The following is a 20,571-nucleotide window of genomic DNA, read 5'->3' on the forward strand; positions in this document are numbered from 1 at the left end:
CATGAGTACGTTGACCCGGACGGACCGCCAGCAGGCGGCCGCCGACTCCGCACCGCACGCAGCGCGACAGCGCCGTGCCCGGCGTAGGGAGGGCTGGAGCCGCCGGCTGCCGCTGCTTCCCGCGCTGATCTTCACCATCATCGTCACCCAGCTGCCCTTCCTGCTGACCATCTGGTATTCGCTGCGGTCCTGGAACCTGTTGCGTCCCGACGGCAACATCTTCGTGGGACTGCAGAACTTCGTGGACATCTTCTCCGATTCCACGTTCCGGGTCGCGGCCGTGAACTCGGTGGTGATCACGCTGGGCTGCGTGGCCGTCGCCCTGGTCCTGGGGACGTTCTTCGCGATTCTGTTGGACCGCGAATTCCTGGGCCGGGGGATCGTGCGGACCCTGCTGATCACCCCGTTCCTGATCATGCCGGTGGCCTCCTCGCTGCTATGGAGCGTTTCGATGCTCAACCCCAGTTACGGGATGGTCAACTGGGTGCTGGGGTTGGTGGGGATCGGACCGATCGACTTCACCTCCTCGCTCCCGCTGCTCTCGGTGGTCATCGCCCTGGTGTGGCAGTGGACCCCGTTCATGATGCTGCTGGTCCTGGCCGGACTGCAGGCCCAATCCAAGGACGTCCTCGAAGCAGCTTCGCTGGACGGTGCCGGCTGGTGGAAGACCTTCACCTGGGTGACCATGCCGCAGCTGCGCCGGTACATGGAACTGGCCGTGTTGCTCGGGTCGATCTACGTGGTCAACACCTTCGACCAGATCTACCTGATGACCGCCGGCGGACCGGGCACGGCCAGCGCGAACCTGCCCTTCTACATCTACCAACGCGCCTTCCTGGGCTTCGACATCGGCCAGGCGGCCGCCATGGGCGTCGTGGTGGTCATCGCCACGATCCTCATCGCCATCTTTGCGCTGCGTTTGATCTTCCGCAGCTTCGACGACAAGGAGCTGTCATGAGCGCCACAACCCAACAAACCGCGGGGTCCGGCACCCGGGCCGAACGCCCGGAAGTCTATAAACCGCGACGGAAGGGGGTGGTCAGCGGAAGTCTGCTGACCACGTTCACCTGGGTCGCGGCACTGGTCTTCTTCGCCCCGATCGCATGGATGGTGATGACTTCCTTCAAGCAGGAGAACGTGGCCTCGTCGAGCCCGCCGAGCTTCTTCTTCGAACCCACCTTGGATCAGTACAAGGCAGTGCTGGGCTCCGATGCCGCCCCCTACTTCCTGAACTCGCTCATTGCCACCGGTGTTTCGACGCTCTTGGTGATTCTGTTGGCCATTCCTGCCTCCTATGCGTTGAGCATCCGGCCGGTGAAGAAGACCAATGACGTGTTGTTCTTCTTCATCTCCACCAAGATGCTCCCGATCGTCGCGGTCATCATGCCCATCTACGTGATCTCCGGTCAGCTGCGGGCGCTGGACAGCATCTGGACGCTGGTCATCCTCTATACGGCCATGAATCTGCCGATCGCCGTGTGGATGATGCGTTCCTTCTTCCAGGAGGTCCCCGGGGAGGTGCTCGAAGCGGCCTCGGTGGACGGGGCCGGACTGATCAAGACGCTGCGCTCCGTATTGATCCCGATGGTCACCCCGGGGATCGCGGCGACCGCGTTGATCTGTGTGATCTTCTCCTGGAACGAGTTCTTCTTCGCTCTGAACCTCACCGCCGCGAAGGCGGCGACGGTCCCGGTGTTCCTGATATCGCAGATGACCAGCGAGGGCTTGTTCCTGGCCCAACTCTCGGCGGCCTCGGTGCTGGCCTCGCTGCCGGTGGTCCTGGCCGGTTGGCTGGCCCAGAAGCAGCTGGTCCGTGGCCTGTCGATGGGTGCCGTGAAATAAACAGCAACCACGTCCTCCTGCGGTACGACGCCGGCACCCCTCGGGTGCCGGCGTCGTACCGCGTAGGATGCCGGGTATGGACGACTCCGCCTTCCGTGCCTATTGCCTCGGGTTGCCGGGGGTGTTCGAGGACCATCCGTTCGGCCCGGATGCCAGTGTGTTCAAGGTTTCTGGATCCCCCGAAGGGCGGGTGAAGATGTTCGCCCTGCTCTGGGACGGATCGGACCCGGCGCGCGCGAACCTGAAATGCGAGCCGGTCCTGGCCGACCAGCTGCGGGCCGCGCACCCTGAAATCACTCCCGGCTACCACATGAGCAAAAAACACTGGAACACGGTGGCCTGCGCCGGATCACTCGATGATGCCACGGTGCGTGACCTGATCGAGGACTCCTACGATCTGGTCGTCGAATCGCTTCCGAAGGCCGAGCGCGAACGCCTGGGGTGGAATGGGCTGGCTCGGGGATAGGCTGGGCGCATGATTTTCATCGTCGTCAAGTACAAGGTCAAGCCCGAATTCGTCGACTCGTTCCTCGAGATCACCCGGCCCTTCACCGAGGCCACCCGCGCCGAGGAAGGCAACCTCTGGTTCGAGTGGTCGCGCAGCGTCGAAGCGGAGAACGAGTTCGTGCTCGTTGAGGCGTTCCAGGACGGGGCCGGTGAGGCCCATGTGCGCAGCCAGCACTTCGCCGATGGCCTGGAGGCCATGCGCCCGACCCTGGCCGAAACACCGCTCATCGTCAGCCGCCAGGTCGAGGGCGAAGGCTGGGAGCAGATGGGCGAACTCCAGGTCGACGCCTGAAGCACGCCCCCTGCGATGGTCCCGGTTCTAGGCCGGTTCACCCGTGGAGACCTCGACGTCGAAGGCCACGGGGGTTCCGTGCTCGACGGTGCGTGAGACCGTGCAGTGCTTATCGTGGGAGAGCTTGACGAGGCGTTCGACCATGCTGGCCGCCTTCTGGCCCCCGGCGTCATCGCCGAAGGCCAGCTTGAACGCGAGATTCAGATTCTCCATCCGGCTGGCACCGCCCTCGTCGGCGATCTTGTCGCCCGAGGCGGTGACCTCGAATTGGGTGGGTTCGGCGCTACGTGAGGTGGCGACGTCCACATCGATCGCCGAGCAACCGGCGATGGCCGCCAAGAGCAGTTCCACGGGGGAGAGCAGCCCCTCGCCCTGGCCGAATTCGACCTCGGCTCCCGCGGCATTGCGGGCGGTGTAGTGGCCCGTCCGGTTACGTGACAATTCGATGGAACGGGTGCTGGAATCCTGGGTTTCACTCATGCGACCATCATGCCATCGGCGGATCGGTCCGCGGGGCGGGGGGATACGCTGGCGCTATCGACGTCACCGAGGAGGAACCCCCATGAATCGCCCGCACTCAGTGTCCGGCATGTTCGTCGCCACCCTCGTGCTGTGGCTGGTGTCCATCGGCTGCGGCATCGCCGCCGGACTCACGCTGAACTGGAACGCGGATCCGGGGCAGCAGATCCAGCCGCTGGTCGTCATCGGGGCCGTGGCCGCGGTGGGGTCGGCCATCTTTGCCCTCTGGACCGGGTGGCGGGCCTGCCGGGCGCTGGACTACCTGGTGGCCACCGCCCGGTAGTGCGGGCGTCACCGGCCCGCCCCGGCGCCCGGGATCATCCCTGGGCCGGGGAAGTCTCCGCCACCGAGGAGCGTCGCATCCGCTTGCCGTTGACCAGGCCGATGGACACCGAAGCGAGCAGCAGGACGCCCATGCCGATCAGCAAGGGGTAGGGCCCGAACTGGTAGATCAGGGGCATTGCTGCTGCCGTGATCAGCCCGCCGCCGAAGAACGGCTCGAAGACCAGTTGCTTATATCCGAAGGCCTCGTAGGCGGGGCTCTTGCCCTCGGGGTCGGCGATCCGCATGAGGATCAGGCCCGTCGCAGTGACCCCCATCGACTGCCCGAAGTCCCCGATCCCGCGTTCGAACCAGTACTTCGGGATGTAGCGGCGGGCGAGGAAGAACAACACGACCACGTTCCAGATGATGCCCACACCGGCCAGGAGCAGGAAGGGGCCGATGTTGGCGGCGATCGCCTTCAGCGACAGGGACGCCAGGGCACTGACGATCAGCAGGTCCAGGGCCAGGCCCTGGATGCGCATCATGGATCCACGGTCGATGAGGTGGGTCTTGCCGGTCTGGTCCAGGACGAGCTGGATGATGACCCCGCCGAGCATCGCCAACGGGAAGAGCGGAACGTATTCGAAGACCTGGACGCTGTCGGCCCAGGTGACGCTCTCGATCCACTGCAGCGCCGAGAGGAGCACCTGTCCGACGAGGATGGCCAGCGCGATGAAGGCCACGTGCAGCGTCATGCTTTCCACCGACGAGGAGCGCACGGTCAATTGCCCGGCCGAGGGCTGGTCGTCCTTGGAGTAGAGGCCCTTGAGCTCATTGTCCGGAAGCTTGGTCGAGGCGGAGATGACCTCGGTCCGCCCCGTGCGCACGGCCCAGTTGATGGCTGCGATCCCGATGACGATGCCGCTGACGATGCCGATCGTGGCCATGCCCAGCGCCAGGTCCGGTCCTTCGGTGAAGCCCAGTTCGTTCATGACCGGGGCCATGCCGGCTGCCGTGCCGTGGCCGCCTTCGAAGCCGATCTCGATCAGTGCCCCGGCCATGGGGGTCATCCCGAAGAGCGGGACCAGGACCAGGACGGCCAGGGCCAGGCCGAAGACGTACTGCCCGGAGGCGAAGGTGACGCCCAGGCTCAGTTGCGGGCCCAGCAGCCGGGCGGCACGTTTGGGGGAGGGGATCGATTCACCCATGAACAGTGCCGCGAACACCACGCTGATGAGCAGGCCGGGCAGCGTGCCCCAGACCTCGAGGATCTGCGTTCCGAAGAGGCCACCCTCGGCGAATCTGTCGGTACCGGCCAGCGAGGCCAAATTGCCGAACACGTAGGGTCCCAGCAGCAGGGCCAGGAATCCCCCGAGGATCGAGGCCGGCAGGAACAACTTCTGCGCGATCTTGCTACGTACCCGGATCAGCTTGCCGAGCAGGACGATGAGTCCCAACAGGGCAAGAGCCAGGCCCACGACGTCTGCCGACATGGTTCTCCGATTCTTGGTGGGCGGACGCTGTCACAGCAGCGGCGCGGTGGTCGATCGGCAATTATTGCGTGATGCAGGCCTCTCGGTCCACTCGGATCTTCGGCCCGGAGGCCGGTTCCCGTACCGCCGCGTGACAATTCGGTGCAATAGGTGAACAAGGTCACACGGTATTGGTTGAAACCGAGCAAATTCCGTGCGTTGTTTGCCGCGTCCTCAGGGCACCCCGGCGGTGGGGGCCGGGATCATTTCTGGTGGATCTGTACGCGGTGCCCGTCGGGGCCGTCGATGAAGGCAAACGAGCCCCACGGCTGGATATCGGGGTCGGTGACCGTGGCGCCGCGCTCGCGGAGCCAGCCGACGGTCGCGGCGATGTCCTCGCAGGCATAGGTCAGGTAGGCGCCCTCTCCCGCCTGCTTGCCGGCCTGGCCGGCATCGAGCAGCGCCATCGTGGTCGCTCCTTCCGCCGGGGCCAGCTCGAGCCATCGGGCGCCGTGGCCCATGTCCTGATCGGTGACGATCACGAATCCCAGCAGATCACGATAGAACCGAAGGGACGCGTCCTGATCCGAGACGTACAACATGGCGGTACCGATGCGGGTGATCATGCGCTCACGGTACGCGGAAGGGCCCCGCGGACCAAGGGGTGAAGCGCTGTCGCGCTAGGCTCACTGGATGCGCTTTTCCGCTTTCGACTGGTACGTCGAGCACACCCTGGGCCTGCGGACGGAATTCGTTCCCGTTGCCCCGGAGGAACAGAACAGCGATTACGAAGCAGGCAATGCACCGGTCTCAGGGCAGCGCTGGCGGTTGCGCACCGCCCGCGTCACCCCGACGAAAGCGGGAGCCTTCGTGGCCGTGTGGCGCCGATCCGAGCAGGGCGCCACCGAGCCCTTTCCGGCCGATGAAGAAATAGCGGGTCTCGCCGTATTCGTGGTGGAGGAGGACCAACGCCGGGGGCTCTTCTGGTTCACCGCGGCACACCTGCGCGAGCTGGGCATCACCAGTTCGCAGGGGCATCCCGGAAAACGGGGGTTCCGCGTCTATCCGGAATGGTGCACCGGCCTGAACCGGCAGGCTTCGAGAACCCAGGCGGCGCAGGCTCCGGCGTTTGTCCGGCTCGGAGCAACTTCAGGATCGTGAGCCCGGTCCGGGGGAAACTGCGACAGAATGGCAGGATGGACGCCAACGCCCCGGAATCCGCTCCGGCCCAGGGATCGCTCAAGCGCAGTCTGACATTGGGGCAGTTGGTCTTCTACGGTCTGGTCTTCATCGGTCCCGCCGCTGCCGTGGGCATCTATGGCACCCTCGACGCCAAGTCCGGGGGAGCGGTGGCGACGGTCTATGTCGTGGCCACCCTGGTCATGGCCTTCACCGCCTCCAGCTACATGCGCATGTCGCGGGAAATCCCCCGGGCCGGCTCCGTCTTCGCCTACGCCGGGGCCGGGATCGGGCCCCGCGCCGGGTATGTCTCGGGGTGGATGATCCTGCTGGACTACCTGCTCATCCCCTCGGTCGCCTACATGTTCACCGGCATCGCCCTGAACTCGTTGTTCCCGTCCGTGCCCATCTGGGTGTTCGTCGCCGTCGCCGTGGTGGGGACCACGGCGCTGAACCTGGCCGGGGTGCGTGTGGCCTCCAAGGTCATCACCGCCGTCGTACTCCTGGAGGTCCTGGTCCTGCTGATCGTGTTGGTCTGCGGTGCCTATGTGCTGGCGACGGCCGGACCGGAACGGCCCTGGCTCAGCCCGTTCACCGGGATCGGCGGCTTCTCGCTGACCGCGGTCCTGGCGGCCGTCTCCGTCGCGGTGCTTTCCTTCCTGGGCTTCGACGCCCTGGCCACGTTCGCCGAGGAGACCAAGGGGACCGTCCGGCTCGTCGGCCGGGCGACACTGATCTGCCTGGTGGCGGCCGGACTGCTCTTCGTCGCCCAGACCTACGTCGGGGCACTACTTTCCACCACGACGCCTGCGCAGCTGGCTGCCGATCCGAGTCTGGAAGGTGCCGCCTACTATGTGGCCGTGGAGGACAGCATCGGCGAATGGCTGCACTGGTTGCTCGCCCTCTCCAAGGCGGCGGGCGCGGCCTTCGCGGCGATGGTCGGGCAAGGCGCGGGCAGCAGGATCATCATGGACATGGCGCGGGAGCGGCGCCTGCCGCACGCACTGGCCGCGGTTTCGGAGCGGACCGGGGTGCCGGTACGCAGCATCCTGATCACCGCCAGCGGGAACATCGTCGTCGCCGTCTGGGCGGCCACCCGGGCCGACGGGCTCGATATCCTCAGCTCGATCGTGAACGTCGGGGCGCTGACGGCGTTCATCCTGCTGCACGTCTCGGTGATCGGCTACTACCTGGTGAAGCAGAAGGCCGCCGCGCGCGGGACCTGGTTCGCCCACGGCGCCATCCCGGTCGTCGGGGCCCTGATGCTCGGGGTGGTCCTTGCCTCGGCCACGCAGCTGGCACTGCTCGTCGGGCTCGTCTGGTTCGGTGTCGGGCTCATCGTTGCCCTGGTCTCGCATCGGAGTAGCCGAACCTGACCCGGGAGTAGGCTCGGGGAATGGACCTGTTGGCACCTTTGAGAACCCGTTTGCGGATGACCTTCGCCGGCCAAACCGAAACTGTTCCTGCCTGGGAAGACGCGTTGGAGAACGGCGAGGATGCCGGATACTTCAACGCCGGATCCGTCGTCTGGCAGGTGAACGGGGGCACGACGCCGATTGCCGCCGGGATCCGTGCCCTCCTGATCCAGGCCCTGCATCCGGGCGCGCTCGCCGGCGTCGCCGAGCATTCGAATTACCGCGAGGATCCGCTGGGTCGACTCGCGGGAACCATCCGCTGGATCTTCACACTCACTTACGGCGATACGGTCGCCGCCCACGAAGCCTGCCGGTATGTCCGCAAACTCCATGTTCCGGTCCGGGGGGAGTATATGGACGCGCAGGGTACCGGCCGTCGCTACTCGGCGAACGACCCCGGGCTGTCCGAATGGGTCCACCTGGCCTTCACCGACGCATTCCTGCGTTCCTACGAACTCTTCCGCGGCCCCGTGCCAACACGGCTCGGTGGTGCCGACGCCTATGTCGGCCAATGGGCGAAGGCCGGTGAACTCATGGGGGTCATCGATCCACCGCGCACCGACGCCGAATTGCGTCAACGCCTTCAGGGGTACGACGACGAGGGCCTCCTGGCCGGTGGTCCTCGCGTGGATGAGGTGGTGTCCTTCCTGAAGAACCCTCCGCTGGATCCGATGCTGATGCCCGGCTACCGCCTGCTCTTTGCCGCCGTCGTTGATTCCCTTCCGGGGCGGTACCGCGACCTGCTCGGGCTCTCAGCCCCTGCACTGGGACTGCCCGGCGGCCGTCAGGTCCACGTTCCCGTACGCTCCGGCGCGAAGGCGTCGTTGGCCGTCATCGGTGCCGCCTTGGGCAAACAGGGGCCCAGCGAGCTGGCGGCACTGCGCCGGCTCGCCCGGATCGGCCAGCCCGGGGATCTGACCTACACCGATTATGGGTTGACCGAACTCGGGCACGCGCCGGCGGGTTACCGAACCGTCAGGCGGCGCTCACGCGTCGGGGCCGGCGAGGACGCGTTCCGCCGCCTGGCCGACGGGATCCTGGATTGGCAGATGCACCGCGGTGCCGGACTGAGGGTGCCGGAGGATACCCCGCGGGCGAGCCCGGGCGTCCGCGTCGTCTCCGGCATGGGGATCGGACCGATCCGGGTGCCCGCGCCCTGCCGGGTGTTGTGGAGCCTGGAGCCGGAGGCTGCGGATCCGGATACCGGGCCGCGCCGGGCCGGCTTCGGCTACGGAACCCTGAAGCGCCATCCCGTGGCGGGGGAGGAGGCCTTCACCGCCGTGCTAGATGACGAGGGCACCGTCTGGTTCGAGGTCCTGGCCTACTCGAAGCCGGCCAACTGGTTGATGCGGGCTGCGGCACCGGTGACCCACCGAACCCAGGAGTGGGTGACTCGGGCCTACTTCGAATCCGCCGAACGGTTGGCCGACGGCCGCCTGTCCTGAGGATGGACCGCGGAAGAATCCCGAGGAATCAGGGGCGGGGCGCCCGGCGGCGCAGAGGACTGTTGACCACGCGGCGGGAGGATCTGGACACCGGGGGGTTCGAGATGACGATCTGGGATCCCTGTTCGCTGCGCTCGGTGCGGGCGATCAGATCCGGGAGAGTCGGGACGTCACCGCCGTCGATTTCGTCGCGGAGCTGCGGCAACGGTGGAGATTGCGGCCGACCCACACCTTGGCGTCCCAACATCAGCGAGACAAGCAGGGCGAGTGCTCCCGCCACCGCGAGGATGCCCGCCCAGAGCCAGGTGCTCTGGAAGGCGCCGGAGAGCAGCAGCAGGGCGGGGATCGTGGCCGAGAGATGGGCGATGAGCACGGTGAACCAGCCGGTGGCGGCGGTCAGCGACTCCATGCCCAGGGCAAGGACGAGGTAGAACATCAGCCACAGGATGGTCCATAAAAGCCAGATCACCCCGAAGACCGGATCCCCGACGAGGGTGAACTGCAGATAGGACATCACGACCGCGACGCCGGAGACGAACAGCGAAAACCAGCCGACCCCTTCGCCATCGAGCCCGAAGGTGATGTTGAAGGCGATGTAGAGGTAGGTGAACCCGAACAGGTACAGGCCCGAGGCGGAAAGCGTCATGGCCGGGTCGCCGCCGGACTGGGCGATGATGATGGTGGGGAAGATGACCTGCATGGCCCCGACGAAGTAGTTCATCGGGGCGGCAGCGCGTCCGGGGACGAAACCCAGCAGCATCAGGCCGTTGATGAAGAGCACGGCGCCGACATACAGCAGTCCGACGTTTCCCATGGGGAACTCCTTGTGAAGTCGTGTTGACCGGTGGAGGTCCCCGAAAGGTGGGCCAGCATTTGGCGGCGCACGCGAGGGTGGTCGATGAGGCCCATCATAGTCGTGAAACAGGGCCCGACCAACGCGAAGCCGGTGTCGCTGAAGGATGAAAATGTCTTTCCTGTATGGCAAGACAAATGTAGTCTGGCCGCATGGATTCCGATGACACCCCCAATGCGGCCCAGGCCGGGGAGTCGCTTGTAGCACTCGGCGCCGTCGGTGAACTGAATGCCGAACGCCTGCAATGCCCACCACGCTATTGGTTCCTGGTGGGCTTCATCCTTGCCGTCCTGGCCCTGGTGCCACTGGTCACCGATCTGCTGTCGATGCCGGCGGCCCTGCTGGTGCTGCCGGGAGCGATCCTGGTGGTCTTCCTCTTCGCCTCGTGGAAGCAGCCCAGCGCGGTGCGCCATATCCGCCTGCACGGTTCCATGTGGTTGCCCTTTCTGGGCGGCGTGCTGGTGGTGGGGTTCATCGGAGGAATCAACTCCGCCCTCTACGACACCCATGGTTGGTGGTGGATTCCGGTCATTGCCGCCGTGGTGTTGTTCTGCCTGGGCACGATCGGCGGACCGGCGCTGGACCGGTATTGGGCCCGTCGCGTCCGGAACCCGCGGGACTGAGCCGTCATGAGCCAGGACGGGTTCGACCCGGTGATCCACCCCCTTCCACGGCTGCGGATCTGTGCCCTGCTGGAGCCGGTCCGCGGCGAAACCTTCGGGAGGGTCCGTGACCTGCTGGGGTTCACCGACGCGACGTTGAGCAAGCACGTCCGGGTGCTGATCGATGCCGGCTATCTCGAGCCGACGAACGCGGTACGCGCGGGACGCCGTCCCGTCACCCTGGCCATGACCCGTGCCGGCAGGGTGTCCTTCCGACTCCATATCGACGCACTGAACCAGCTAGCCGAAACTCCGAAGGAGACCAACTGATGACAGGAAGCACCACACCAGCTTCGGCCGGACGGACTCCGGCCACAGTGCTCGGTCGTGCCGGGGCCAGCGGGGCTGCCGTCGGGCTCTGGTACGCACTGCCCGATTATGTGGATCGGCGCCGGTCGCGGGTCCTGGCCAAGCTGGCGATCCTTGCAGGGGCGGGCGTCGTGTTCGCCCGTCGACAGGATCCGGATTCATCGCCGACTGCGCCGTCGGCAGTGGGAACGACGCCGGGGCGCGGCCCCGGGCCTCTGGATACCGCCGGCCAGGGGCAGCTCGCAGACGAAACGGCGGGAACCAGGGCCCGCCTCAAGAACCTGAACCCCGGGCTAGTGATCGGACTGGGTGCCACGATCCTGATAGTGGGCATCGGTGCGAACATCGCCACCGAACGCTGGATCCATCGGTTCGGCGAACGCCTCAAGGCCAACGGATCCAGCCGCCCCCATACGGCCATCGGTTTGATAGCCGGGAGTCTGACCGCCCTGGCGAGCCTGGATGATCTCCCGTCTCCACGGGAATGAGGAAAGTGACGATCTCACTCGTCTAAGATCATCACTTTCCATAACGGGGCCTAGTGCCAGCTTGCGGTGTCGGGGTCGATGCCGTGGCTGCGGGCGTTGGCATCGATGCTTTGACGGAACCATGCCGCAAGGCCGGTACGGACGCCGTCGTAGTGAGCAGCGAACGCCGGATCAGACTCATACATACGACCGAGACAGACCTGCATCTGTCGGGTGAGGGAAAAGTATGAGGCCGAGAACACTGCGCGGTGACGTTCCACGAGTAGCTGCGCTTCCGGGCTGCCAGGTGTGAAACCGGCCTGCATGGACTCCCCGAGGGAACGGTCGAGGTCGGCCATGGTATCGGCGATGGATTGCCATTCCGCCGGACTACGGGTGGCTGATTGCTCGGCATACTGCTGCCATTGGGGCGTGCCTTCGTAGCGTTGGCGGGCTTGGGCCGACCAGTCAGGGTTCCACCGCGGGCCGAAGATGGCCGTCTGTTCCTGGACGGTCAGCAGCAGGCCGTGCTCATGGGCGTCGATCATTCGATCCAGTCCGGCACCGAGCTGCTGGAGATGCTCGATCCTGTCGGCGACGTGCTGGCGTTGGGTGCGCAGGGCGGCCGGTACGTCCGTCGCTGAGTCGTCGAGGATGGCACGGATTCTTTCCAATCCGAGGCCGAGCTCGCGGTAGACGACGATTCTGTGGAGGCGTTCCAAATCAGCGGCGGTGTAGAGCCGGTATCCGGTAGGCGTGCTCAGCGAGGAGCGCGCCAGGCCAATCTCATCCCAGTGGTGTAGCGCGCGGATGGTTACGCCCAGTCGCGTCGCGGCCTGACCGACGGTCAGGCCATCGGCAGAAGTTGCCTCAGGCATGCTCCTGATTCTCCCCTGGACGGCCCTCCGAAGGGGTGATCCCGATATCTTCAAGATTCCGCGCCTCCTGGCTGGCCGGGTCAAAGGGCTTGGCCGCGGTGAAGACGACCCGGGCGTTCTCTGGGGTGATCACCTCGACATCACGAGTGTTCCACGGGGTATCTCGGGGTCCCGCGACCGAGCCAGGGCGCAAGGCGCGGCAGGCTTCAACCAAGGCATTGATCTGGCCCAGGACGCCCGCGAAACTGAAGCCGATGGCCGGGGGCTGGTCTGGAATGCTCCGCGCCTGGACGAGAAGCACGTCCTGGAAGGCCCACCGGCGCAGATGTACCAGCGTGCCGGGGATGCTGAAGAGTTCGAAGAACCCGAGTCCACGAATCCAGAAGTCCACGGATTCCTCCAAATCGCACGACGGAATCGTGACGAATGCGGGCATCCCATAGATGCCGCGGAAGGGTTCCGGCGGCACCGCTTCCGGTGTGGGTACGGGTACGGGGCTGATGTCGAATGCGTTGTAGTAGTCGCTCATGTACCCCAGCCTCCGGCCTCACGCTACGTGAGGGTCAAGCCGTCGCGCGAAAACACCCGTGGCCCGGCGGAAGACCGCCGGGCCACGGGTGTCAATGAGCTAACCGATCAGAAGTACTTCGGCAGCGTGCCCTCGTGGGCGGTGCGCAGTTCCTCCAGGGTGGCGCTGAACTGGCCCTGGATGTCCAGGGAATCCGAGGCAGCATCGACGATGCCCAGCCGGACCACCGGGAAATCCCGGGCGGTGGTCATGTCCTTGAAACGGACCTCCTCGGAGCGAGGCACGGCCACGACGGCGCGGGCCTGGGACTCGGAGAACAGGGCGGTGAACACATCGACGCCGTCCCGGTCGCAGAGATCCTGCAGGGCCACCCGGGCGCCGACGCCGTAGCGCAGCGACATCTCCACCAGGGCTGCCGCGAGGCCACCCTCGGAGAGGTCGTGGGCCGCGTCGATCATGCCGTCGCGTGAGGCGTTGACCAGCAGGTCGCCGAGCAGCTTCTCAGCAGCCAGGTCCACCGTCGGCGGCAGACCGCCCAGGTGTCCGCGCAGGTTCGCGAACTCCGAACCATCCAGCTCATCCGCCGTCGTCCCCATCAGGTAGATGGCCTGCCCGTCGGCGCTGGAGTGCCATCCCGAGGGGGTGCGGCGGGCGACGTCGTCGAACCTGCCCAGCACCGCGACCACCGGGGAGGGATGGATCGGGGTGGTGCCGGTCTGGTTGTAGAGCGAGACGTTGCCGCCGGTGACCGGGATGCCCAGTTCCATGCAGGCATCGGAGAGCCCGCGGATGGCCTCGGCCAATTGCCACATCACGTCAGGGTCCTCGGGGGAGCCGAAGTTCAGGCAGTCGGAGACGGCCAGCGGGACGGCCCCGGTGGTGGCCACGTTGCGGAACGCCTCGGCCAGGGCCAGCTGGGAGCCGTGGTACGGGTCCAGGTAGGCGTACCGGCCGTTGGCATCGGTGGCCAGGGCAACGCCCATCCCGGTTTCCTCATCCACGCGGACCACGCCGGCGTCATCGGGGGACGCCAGGGCCGTGTTGCCGCCGACGTAGCGGTCGAACTGGTTGGTGATCCAGGACTTGTCGCACATGTTCGGTGAGGCGACCAGCTCCAGGACGGCATCCTTGAGCTCCTCGCCCAGGCTCGGCAGGGTGAGCCCCGCCGGGGAGGCCCTGAACGTATCGGCCTGCAGGGCGTCCTGCCAGTCGGGGCGGGCATAGGGGCGGTCGTAGACCGGTCCGTCGTGGGCGACGGTGCGCGGATCCACGTCGACGATGACCTCGTCGTCCCAGGTGATGACCAGCCGTTCGGTGTCGGTGACCTCGCCGAGCCAGGAGTACTCCACGGCCCATTTGTCCATGACCGCTTCGAAGGCCTCGAGGTTTTCCGGGGAGACCACGGCCATCATGCGTTCCTGCGACTCGGACATCAGGATCTCGCCCGGGGTCAGCGTCGGATCGCGCAGCAGCACGTTGGTCAGTTCGACCCGCATGCCGCCGTCGCCGTTGGAGGCCAGTTCACTGGTGGCGCAGGAGATGCCCGCGGCGCCCAGGTCCTGGATGCCCTCGACGAGGGAGGCCTTGAACAGTTCCAGGCAGCACTCGATGAGCACCTTCTCGGCGAAGGGGTCACCGACCTGGACCGCGGGGCGCTTGGAGGGTTTGGTCGCATCGAAGGACTCGGAGGCCAGCACCGAGGCGCCACCGATCCCATCGCCGCCGGTACGGGCACCGAACAGGACGACCTTATTGCCCTTCCCGGAGGCGTTGGCCAGGCGGATGTCCTCATGGCGCATGACGCCCACGGCCAGCGCGTTCACCAGCGGGTTGCCCTGGTATACCGGGTCGAAGACCATTTCCCCGCCGATGTTCGGCAGGCCCAGCGAGTTGCCGTAGCCGCCGATCCCGGCGACGGCCCCGTGCATGACCCGGGCGGTGTCGGGGTGGTCGATGGCCCCGAAACGCAGCGGATCCATCACGGCCACCGGGCGGGCGCCCATGGAGATGATGTCGCGCACGATCCCGCCGATGCCCGTGGCCGCGCCCTGGTAGGGCTCCACGAAGGAGGGGGAGTTATGCGATTCGATCTTGAAGGTGACGGCCCAGCCATCGCCCAGGTTCGTGACCCCGGCGTTCTCGCCGATGCCCACGAGCAGGTCCTTCTTCATCTCATCGGTCACCTTGTCGCCGAATTGGCGCAGGTGGTTCTTGGAGGACTTATACGAGCAATGCTCGGACCACATGACCGAGTACATGGCCAGTTCCGCGCCGGTGGGGCGGCGGCCCAAAACATTCACGACGTCGTCGTACTCGTTCTGCTTCAGCCCCAATTCGGCCCACGGCAGCTCGGTGTCGGGGGTTGCCGCGGCGTTCTCCACGGTGTCGATGTTGAATTGCTGGCTCATTTGGTGCCTCCCACCAGGGTGCTCAGGACGGAGGAGAAGAAGCCCAGGCCGTCGGTTCCGGTGTGTGCGCCGGCGGCCGTCGTGGGGCCGAATCCTGCCTCGACCGCGTGTTCGGGGTGCGGCATGAGTCCGACGACGTTGCCGGCGGCATTGGTGATGCCGGCGATGTCGCGGCGCGAGCCGTTGGGGTTCCAGCCCACGTAGCGCAGGGCGACGCGGCCTTCGGCCTCCAGGGCGTCCAGGGTCTTCTCGTCGGCGACGTACTGCCCGTCCTGGTTCTTCAGCACCACGGTGATCTCCTCACCGGCGTCGTACTGGTTGGTCCACGCCGTGGTGTTGTTCTCCACCCGCAGGACCTGGTCCCGGCAGAGGAACTTCAGGTGGTCGTTCTTGATCATCGATCCGGGCAGCAGATGCGATTCGGTGAGGATCTGGAATCCGTTGCAGATGCCCAGCACGGGGAGCTTGGCCTCCGAATTCGCGGCGTCGATGATGCGGGACATCATCGGGGCGAATCGGGCGATGGCCCCGGCGCGCAGGTAGTCGCCATAGGAGAAGCCACCGGGGATGATGACGGCGTCGACGTCCGCGAGGGAGTCGTCTCCGTGCCAGAGGGCCACGGCTTCGGCGCCGGCCAGCCGCACGGCACGGGCGGCGTCGCGGTCATCGAGGGTGCCGGGGAAGGAGACGACGCCGATGCGGGCGCCGTTCAGGGTCGTGTCCGGCGCGCTGTAGTCGCCGATCAGGGGCAGTGAATCGTTGCTCATGCTTCGGTGACGACCTCGACGTTGACCACGTCTTCAATCACCGGGTTGGAGAGCAGGGTCTCGGCCGCGGTGCGGGCCTGGGCCAGGATCTGATCGGTCACCTCGCCGTCGACGGTCAGTTCGAAGCGTTTGCCCTGACGGACTGACGAAAAGGCGTCGAAGCCCAAACGGGGCAGTGCGCCCACGATGGCCTTGCCCTGGGGGTCGAGGATCTCTGGTTTGGGCATGACGTCAACAACGATGCGGGGCATCCGGGGTCTCCTGTGCGCGAGGTGGTTTGAGTACGCCTGCGGAGGTGCCGTCTCACGCCGGGCTGGAGGCGCTCCGCGAGCTTGCCCGATCAGTCTACCGGGTTCGGCGGGGCCCGCGGCCCGGGGTGACCCACCCCACGTATCCGCGTGAGGGTCCACGGTTTGCCCCTAGGCTGGGGCCATGGATGAGCAGCAGGATGCCGGTGCCGATTTCCCCGTGCTGGACGCCGATGCGCGCTGCCCCTGCCTGTCGGGCGAGGTCTTCGGCGCCTGCTGTGGGCCGGTGCACGCCGACCGTGCGGCAGGAGGTCCGGGGGCGGCGACGGCCGAGGCCCTGATGCGTTCGCGTTATAGCGCCTTCGTCACCGGGGACGCCGCCTACCTGCTGGCCAGTTGGCATCCCTCGACCCGGCCGGCGGAGCTGGACTTGGACCCGTCGATGAGCTGGCGGCGGCTGGACATCGTGGACACGGTCGCCGGAGGCCCCTTCGAGGGCACCGGGATCGTCGAGTTCGCCGCGCATTACCGCCAGGACGGCCGGCGCGGCGTCCAACGCGAACGCAGTACCTTCCTGCGCGAGGACGGACGCTGGTTCTACCTCGAGGCAGTGGCCGGCTAGGAGTCCTGTCCGGTCTTCCCGGCCGCCTTGGCCGTGGCCTTCGCGCGCCAATCGTCTTCGATCTCCTCCAGGGAGCGTCCCGCGGTTTCGGGGATGCGGGTGAGCACATACCAGAGCCCGAGCGCCGAGAGCAGGGCGAAGAGCAGGAAGACCACCCCGCCGAACTTCTCCAGGGCGACGGGGAAGGCGGCAGCGAAGATCGCGTTGAACAGGTATTGGGTGAACGTGATGACCCCGACGCCGATGGCGCGCATGCGCAGTGGCAGGATCTCCGGCACATAGAGCCAGAACACCGGGCCCAGGCCGAACCCGAAGGAGAAGGTGTAGACGAAGACCGCGGCGATGGAGAGGTATCCGGCGTCGGGGAGCAGCCACAGCCCGACCATGGCCACGGCCTGTCCGGCCATGCTCAGGGCCAGCATCTTGATCCGGCCCAGCTTGTCGATCAGCGGCAGGGACACCCCGGTGGAGATGACCAGGGCGATGCCGACACCGTAGTTGGCGACGGCCCCGGCATTGGAACCCATTGAGGTGATGTCGGCGAAGATGATCGGCGCGTAGTAGACGACGGCGTTGATCCCGGTGAAGACCTGGAAGAACGTCAGGACGAACAGGACCACCATGGCCGGGCGGGCGGAACGGAACAGCGTCCCGATCCCCGCGTCCTGCTGTTGGAGGCTGGCTTGGATGTCGTCCACTTCGGCCTGGGCGATCTCGTCGGTACCGCGCAGCTTCTTCAGGACCTTCAGCGCTTCCTGGCCCCGGCCCCGGGTGAGCAGCCAGCGCGGGCTGGCCGGGCTGAGCAGCATGCCGAAGAAGAAGATGATGGCGGGGAAGACCCCTGCCGCGAGGATCCACTGCCAGGACCCCGAATCGTGGAGCAGGTCCCCGACGATGTAGGCGCCGAGGATGCCGACGTTGACCGCCAGCTGGTACAGGCCGGTCAGCAGACCGCGAATCCGTGTGGGGGCCAGCTCGGAAAGGTAGATCAGGCCGAACATGTTGGCGATGCCCACGGCCAGGCCGAGGAAGAAACGGGCGAACATCAAAAACCCGATGTTCGGGGCCAGCCCGCAGGCGATGGACCCGACGATGAAGATCCCCGCCCCCACCAGCAGGATGTGCCGGCGGTCGAAGCGCCGTGAGGCGATGGTGCTGACCACGATGGCCGGCAAGGCGCCCCAGAGGAGCAGGGAGGTGACCAGCCCCTGGGTTTGGGCGTCGATGCCGAAGTCCTGGGTCAGCAGGGGCAGGGCCCCGGAGATCGCGCCCGAGTCGTAGCCGTAGAGCAGGCCGGAGAACCCGGCCAGGATGGCAATGAGGATGACCACCTTGGGGATCGCCTCGGTGGAATGATCTCTGGACGATGGCGCCTTGTTCTCAGCCATGGAGGTGCTCCTTTGCGGGCTACGTGTCGGCGGATTCGTTGGCCGGGGGGAGACTGCCTCCACATCGGCCGGAAGGCTCGGCCCGAAAGTAACGAACGACACAACACTAGAGGTCCTATGTCTGGATCGTCAAAACTGGCAATTCAGCACGGATTTACGAATTCATGCACAAATCACCGGAGTTACATAGGATGTTTTGCCGTCGGGTTAGCGGTCCAGGGTGACCGTACGCAGGTCCAACCGGCGTAGCACCCGATCCACCGCCTCGGGATCCGCCTCGGGTTCCCGGCGCATCGACAGCACCTCGCGCCGGGCTGCGTCGAGGGCCTCGCGTTGGACCTGGTCCATGGCCGCGAGGGTCTTTTTGACGATGCGCGCCTTCTCCGGGTCGTCGCCGAAATCGTGTTCGAGGATCCGGTGCAGCGAGGACATGCGACGGGCGAGCTTCTCGCGCCGTTCGGGGGAGAGCTTCTGCGCCGCCTCGGATTGCCTGACGGTGTCCATGGCCACCTCCTCGGCGCGGACGGCGATGGCCCGTTCGGCCCGTTCGGCCTTGGCCCGGTCGTCGGGCAGCTTCAGATGCCGCATCAGGGTCGGCAGGGTCAGCCCCGGGCCCACCAGGGTGACCAGCAGGACGGCGCAGGCGCAGGTGATGATGAAGTTGCGCCCCGGGAACGGGTCCCCGTTGTCCATCTCCAACGGGAGCGCCAAGGCCAGCGCCAGGGTGGCCAGACCCCGCATGCCGCACCAGCTGACCACGAGCACTTCCTTGAGCGAGCCCGGCACGCTGTTGCGCTTTTCGGTGCCCCCGACCTTGTACATCAACATCATCCAGCCGAAACGCACCAGCAGCACCGCGGCGCAGACGACCAGGATCCCGGGGATGAAGGCCATGATGCCCGCTCCTTCGTCCTCGAAGACGTAGCGCATCTCGATGCCCAGCAGGCCGAAGGCGACCCCGGTGGTCAGCATCTCCACCACGTCCCAGAAGGAGTTGCGGGTCAGGCGTTCGGCGGAATCCTGGGGGCGGGCCCGCCGGCCCAGTTCCAGGGCGGTGACCACGACGGCGACGACGCCCGAGCAATGGATCTCCTCGGCCAGGATGTAGACGGCGAAGGGGGCCACCAGGGTCGCGGCGGAGCGGGCCACCAGATCGGGGACGAAGCGGTTCAGTGTTCCCACGAGCCAGGCCATGGCCAGGCCCAGGACGACGGCTCCGGCGGCGCCGAGGAGGAAACGCGGGATCACATCCCAGCCGACGTCCCGGCCGCTGGCGGCCGCGGCCACGGCGGTCTGGAAGATGACGATGGCGGTGGCGTCGTTGAACAGCCCCTCGGTTTGTAGCACGGTGGTCAGCCTGCGGGGCATGCTGACCTTGGCGGCGACCGCCTCGACGGCCACGGGGTCCGGCGGGGCGACGATGGCGCCGAGCGCGATGGCCGCCGGCAGTCCCATGGAGGGGATCAGCAACCAGGTGGCCCCGGCGACGATGGCCACGGTCACGGCGATGAGCAGGACCGCCAGCAGCACCAAGGAACGCCAACGCAGCCGGAAGACCGCCCAGGAACTACGCTGGGCCACCGCATACAACAGCGGAGGCAGGAACAACGGAAGGATCATTTCCGCGTCGATGTGGATCTCGGGGATGAACGGCAGATAGGCCACCAGCGCCGAGAAGACGAGCATCAGCACCGGATAGGGCAATCTGATCCGCTCCCCGAGCCCGGCGACGAGCACCGTTCCGAACAGCAGGCCAACGAGCAGGATCAAGAATTCCATGGGTGTGTTCCTCCGGGCGCCAGTCTTTCACGCCGCGGGCCCGCCCGGGCCCTGAAATCGACCTGGGCGGTAATGAATCGGTGACTACCCGGGGGAGGGGGCAGTGCCTACTGGTCGCCGCTGGCCGTTCCGCGTCCCAGCAATGCCTCGGCGGACTTCCAGGCCGAGATCTTGCACCCGTTGCCCAGGGCGAAGGCACGTTGGACCGTCGTCTCGTTCAAGGTGCCCTCCACGATGGCCGTCTGTGGACCGGCCGACTCCTGGGTGCAGTCGGCATCCTTCTTCGCCTTCCCGGTCAGCACGGTCTTGCCGGGGCCGTCGAGGAAGGTGCAGGCCTCCTCGGCCTGAGGATGGTCGGTCCCCTTACCGGGGACCCCTCCGGAACAGACGAGCCGGTACCGGTGGACTACATCCTCGCCATTGGAGGTGATGGTGATGGACAGATCGGCGTCCGTCCCCTCCTCCGGGCCCGCCGGTTGTTCGGTGGGCTCCGGGGCCGAGGACTCCGTGGCGGCAGTGGTCTGCGTTGGTTCGGAGTCGGGACTTTCGCCTGCGCAGCCGCTGAGCAGCAGCAATCCCAGTGCGGCGGCGGCCATCGTCGATAAGGTTCGTGCGGTCCAGCGGTTGGCTTGGTTCGTTTCCATCGTGCACCCCCGGTAGCGGTTGGTCGGACAAAGACCCTTAGGGGTGAATCTGCCACTCCCGGCGTCCGGTGTCCACTGTTCG

General features: G+C 66.5%; 24 protein-coding genes. 12 read left to right on the top strand and 12 right to left on the bottom strand.

The features are described 5' to 3' along the window. Nucleotide 1: 1 nt before the first annotated feature. The 4 genes from AC3ZI9_RS00945 (at nt 2) to AC3ZI9_RS00960 (ending at nt 2,641) form a co-directional block, all read left to right on the top strand. Entirely contained in the window at nt 2–958 is a 957-nt protein-coding gene (locus AC3ZI9_RS00945) for a carbohydrate ABC transporter permease (RefSeq protein WP_444555739.1), read from the top strand. After that, a complete protein-coding gene (locus tag AC3ZI9_RS00950) occupies nt 955–1,842 on the top strand; it encodes a carbohydrate ABC transporter permease (RefSeq protein ID WP_444555738.1) in 888 nt (295 codons plus the stop codon). Before AC3ZI9_RS00945 ends, AC3ZI9_RS00950 begins: the two co-directional genes overlap by 4 nt. Before the next feature lie 76 nt (nt 1,843–1,918). Then, nucleotides 1,919–2,308 carry an MmcQ/YjbR family DNA-binding protein gene (locus AC3ZI9_RS00955; protein ID WP_444555737.1) on the top strand — a complete coding sequence of 130 codons (390 nt, stop codon included), beginning with the start codon at nt 1,919–1,921 and terminating at the stop codon, nt 2,306–2,308. Between the two features lie 9 nt (nt 2,309–2,317). Continuing rightward, nucleotides 2,318–2,641, top strand: a complete 324-nt coding sequence (locus AC3ZI9_RS00960) for a putative quinol monooxygenase (protein ID WP_444555736.1) — start codon at nt 2,318–2,320, stop codon at nt 2,639–2,641. Nucleotides 2,642–2,668: 27 nt separating this feature from the next. Here AC3ZI9_RS00960 and AC3ZI9_RS00965 read toward each other — a convergent pair whose 3' ends face one another. After that, a complete protein-coding gene (locus tag AC3ZI9_RS00965) occupies nt 2,669–3,121 on the bottom strand; it encodes an OsmC family protein (protein WP_444555735.1) in 453 nt (150 codons plus the stop codon). An 82-nt stretch (nt 3,122–3,203) separates the two neighbouring features. Between AC3ZI9_RS00965 and AC3ZI9_RS00970 the strand changes: the two genes are divergently transcribed. Further along, complete coding sequence (locus tag AC3ZI9_RS00970; protein WP_444555734.1) at nt 3,204–3,443, top strand: hypothetical protein; 240 nt, start codon at nt 3,204–3,206, stop codon at nt 3,441–3,443. 34 nt (nt 3,444–3,477) lie between these two features. Here AC3ZI9_RS00970 and AC3ZI9_RS00975 read toward each other — a convergent pair whose 3' ends face one another. Continuing rightward, nucleotides 3,478–4,917: a sodium/glutamate symporter gene (locus tag AC3ZI9_RS00975; RefSeq protein ID WP_444555733.1), complete on the bottom strand. Its 1,440-nt coding sequence runs from the start codon at nt 4,915–4,917 to the stop codon at nt 3,478–3,480. Nucleotides 4,918–5,159: 242 nt separating this feature from the next. Next, nucleotides 5,160–5,522 (bottom strand): VOC family protein, encoded by a 363-nt coding sequence (locus tag AC3ZI9_RS00980; protein WP_444555732.1) that lies wholly within the window; start codon nt 5,520–5,522, stop codon nt 5,160–5,162. A gap of 67 nt (nt 5,523–5,589) precedes the next feature. Between AC3ZI9_RS00980 and AC3ZI9_RS00985 the strand changes: the two genes are divergently transcribed. From AC3ZI9_RS00985 to AC3ZI9_RS00995, 3 genes are read left to right on the top strand one after another with little or no spacing between them, the layout of a single operon-like run. Beyond that, nucleotides 5,590–6,057 carry a MepB family protein gene (locus AC3ZI9_RS00985; RefSeq protein WP_444555731.1) on the top strand — a complete coding sequence of 156 codons (468 nt, stop codon included), beginning with the start codon at nt 5,590–5,592 and terminating at the stop codon, nt 6,055–6,057. 35 nt (nt 6,058–6,092) lie between these two features. After that, nucleotides 6,093–7,451: an APC family permease gene (locus AC3ZI9_RS00990; RefSeq protein ID WP_444555730.1), complete on the top strand. Its 1,359-nt coding sequence runs from the start codon at nt 6,093–6,095 to the stop codon at nt 7,449–7,451. 20 nt (nt 7,452–7,471) lie between these two features. Beyond that, complete coding sequence (locus AC3ZI9_RS00995; RefSeq protein ID WP_489923742.1) at nt 7,472–8,935, top strand: DUF1990 family protein; 1,464 nt, start codon at nt 7,472–7,474, stop codon at nt 8,933–8,935. Between the two features lie 28 nt (nt 8,936–8,963). Here the strand turns inward: AC3ZI9_RS00995 and AC3ZI9_RS01000 are convergent, their stop codons facing one another. After that, nucleotides 8,964–9,749, bottom strand: a complete 786-nt coding sequence (locus AC3ZI9_RS01000) for an AmiS/UreI family transporter (RefSeq protein WP_444554496.1) — start codon at nt 9,747–9,749, stop codon at nt 8,964–8,966. Between the two features lie 191 nt (nt 9,750–9,940). Between AC3ZI9_RS01000 and AC3ZI9_RS01005 the strand changes: the two genes are divergently transcribed. Genes AC3ZI9_RS01005 through AC3ZI9_RS01015 form a run of 3 tightly spaced genes read left to right on the top strand, consistent with a single transcriptional unit; the run spans nt 9,941 to nt 11,247 of the window. After that, the gene (locus AC3ZI9_RS01005; protein ID WP_444554497.1) at nt 9,941–10,411 is read left to right on the top strand and encodes a hypothetical protein; all 471 of its coding nucleotides are present in this window, start codon (nt 9,941–9,943) and stop codon (nt 10,409–10,411) included. 6 nt (nt 10,412–10,417) lie between these two features. Then, the gene (locus tag AC3ZI9_RS01010) at nt 10,418–10,720 is read left to right on the top strand and encodes a transcriptional regulator (RefSeq protein ID WP_444554498.1); all 303 of its coding nucleotides are present in this window, start codon (nt 10,418–10,420) and stop codon (nt 10,718–10,720) included. Continuing rightward, nucleotides 10,720–11,247: a hypothetical protein gene (locus tag AC3ZI9_RS01015; RefSeq protein WP_444554499.1), complete on the top strand. Its 528-nt coding sequence runs from the start codon at nt 10,720–10,722 to the stop codon at nt 11,245–11,247. Before AC3ZI9_RS01010 ends, AC3ZI9_RS01015 begins: the two co-directional genes overlap by 1 nt. 50 nt (nt 11,248–11,297) lie before the next feature. On the opposite strand, the gene AC3ZI9_RS01020 is transcribed toward AC3ZI9_RS01015, so the two are convergent. The 5 genes from AC3ZI9_RS01020 to purS all read right to left on the bottom strand — a co-directional run bounded on the left by AC3ZI9_RS01020 (nt 11,298) and on the right by purS (nt 16,059). After that, nucleotides 11,298–12,104, bottom strand: a complete 807-nt coding sequence (locus tag AC3ZI9_RS01020; protein WP_489923743.1) for a MerR family transcriptional regulator — start codon at nt 12,102–12,104, stop codon at nt 11,298–11,300. Then, complete coding sequence (locus AC3ZI9_RS01025) at nt 12,097–12,633, bottom strand: VOC family protein (protein WP_444554501.1); 537 nt, start codon at nt 12,631–12,633, stop codon at nt 12,097–12,099. The genes AC3ZI9_RS01020 and AC3ZI9_RS01025 overlap by 8 nt, the downstream gene beginning before the upstream one ends. 107 nt (nt 12,634–12,740) lie before the next feature. Further along, nucleotides 12,741–15,041, bottom strand: coding sequence for a phosphoribosylformylglycinamidine synthase subunit PurL (gene purL, locus AC3ZI9_RS01030; protein ID WP_444554502.1), 2,301 nt, complete (start codon nt 15,039–15,041; stop codon nt 12,741–12,743). Beyond that, complete coding sequence (gene purQ, locus AC3ZI9_RS01035) at nt 15,038–15,808, bottom strand: phosphoribosylformylglycinamidine synthase subunit PurQ (RefSeq protein WP_444554503.1); 771 nt, start codon at nt 15,806–15,808, stop codon at nt 15,038–15,040. The genes purL and purQ overlap by 4 nt, the downstream gene beginning before the upstream one ends. Further along, nucleotides 15,805–16,059 (bottom strand): phosphoribosylformylglycinamidine synthase subunit PurS, encoded by a 255-nt coding sequence (gene purS / locus AC3ZI9_RS01040; protein ID WP_444554504.1) that lies wholly within the window; start codon nt 16,057–16,059, stop codon nt 15,805–15,807. The genes purQ and purS overlap by 4 nt, the downstream gene beginning before the upstream one ends. Nucleotides 16,060–16,240: 181 nt before the next feature. Here purS and AC3ZI9_RS01045 point away from each other — a divergent pair, with 181 nt between their 5' ends. Then, complete coding sequence (locus AC3ZI9_RS01045) at nt 16,241–16,678, top strand: YchJ family protein (RefSeq protein ID WP_444554505.1); 438 nt, start codon at nt 16,241–16,243, stop codon at nt 16,676–16,678. Here AC3ZI9_RS01045 and AC3ZI9_RS01050 read toward each other — a convergent pair. From AC3ZI9_RS01050 to AC3ZI9_RS01060, 3 genes are all read right to left on the bottom strand, one after another. Continuing rightward, on the bottom strand, nt 16,675–18,066 hold the full coding sequence (locus tag AC3ZI9_RS01050; protein WP_444561448.1) for a sugar porter family MFS transporter: 1,392 nt from the start codon (nt 18,064–18,066) through the stop codon (nt 16,675–16,677). The genes AC3ZI9_RS01045 and AC3ZI9_RS01050 overlap by 4 nt on opposite strands. Nucleotides 18,067–18,273: 207 nt before the next feature. Further along, on the bottom strand, nt 18,274–19,845 hold the full coding sequence (locus tag AC3ZI9_RS01055) for a Na+/H+ antiporter (RefSeq protein ID WP_444554513.1): 1,572 nt from the start codon (nt 19,843–19,845) through the stop codon (nt 18,274–18,276). A 107-nt stretch (nt 19,846–19,952) separates the two neighbouring features. Further along, complete coding sequence (locus AC3ZI9_RS01060) at nt 19,953–20,489, bottom strand: serine protease inhibitor (protein WP_444554514.1); 537 nt, start codon at nt 20,487–20,489, stop codon at nt 19,953–19,955. Between the last annotated feature and the right edge of the window lie 82 nt (nt 20,490–20,571).

The organism is Arthrobacter sp. AOP36-F1-5 (assembly GCF_058137995.1).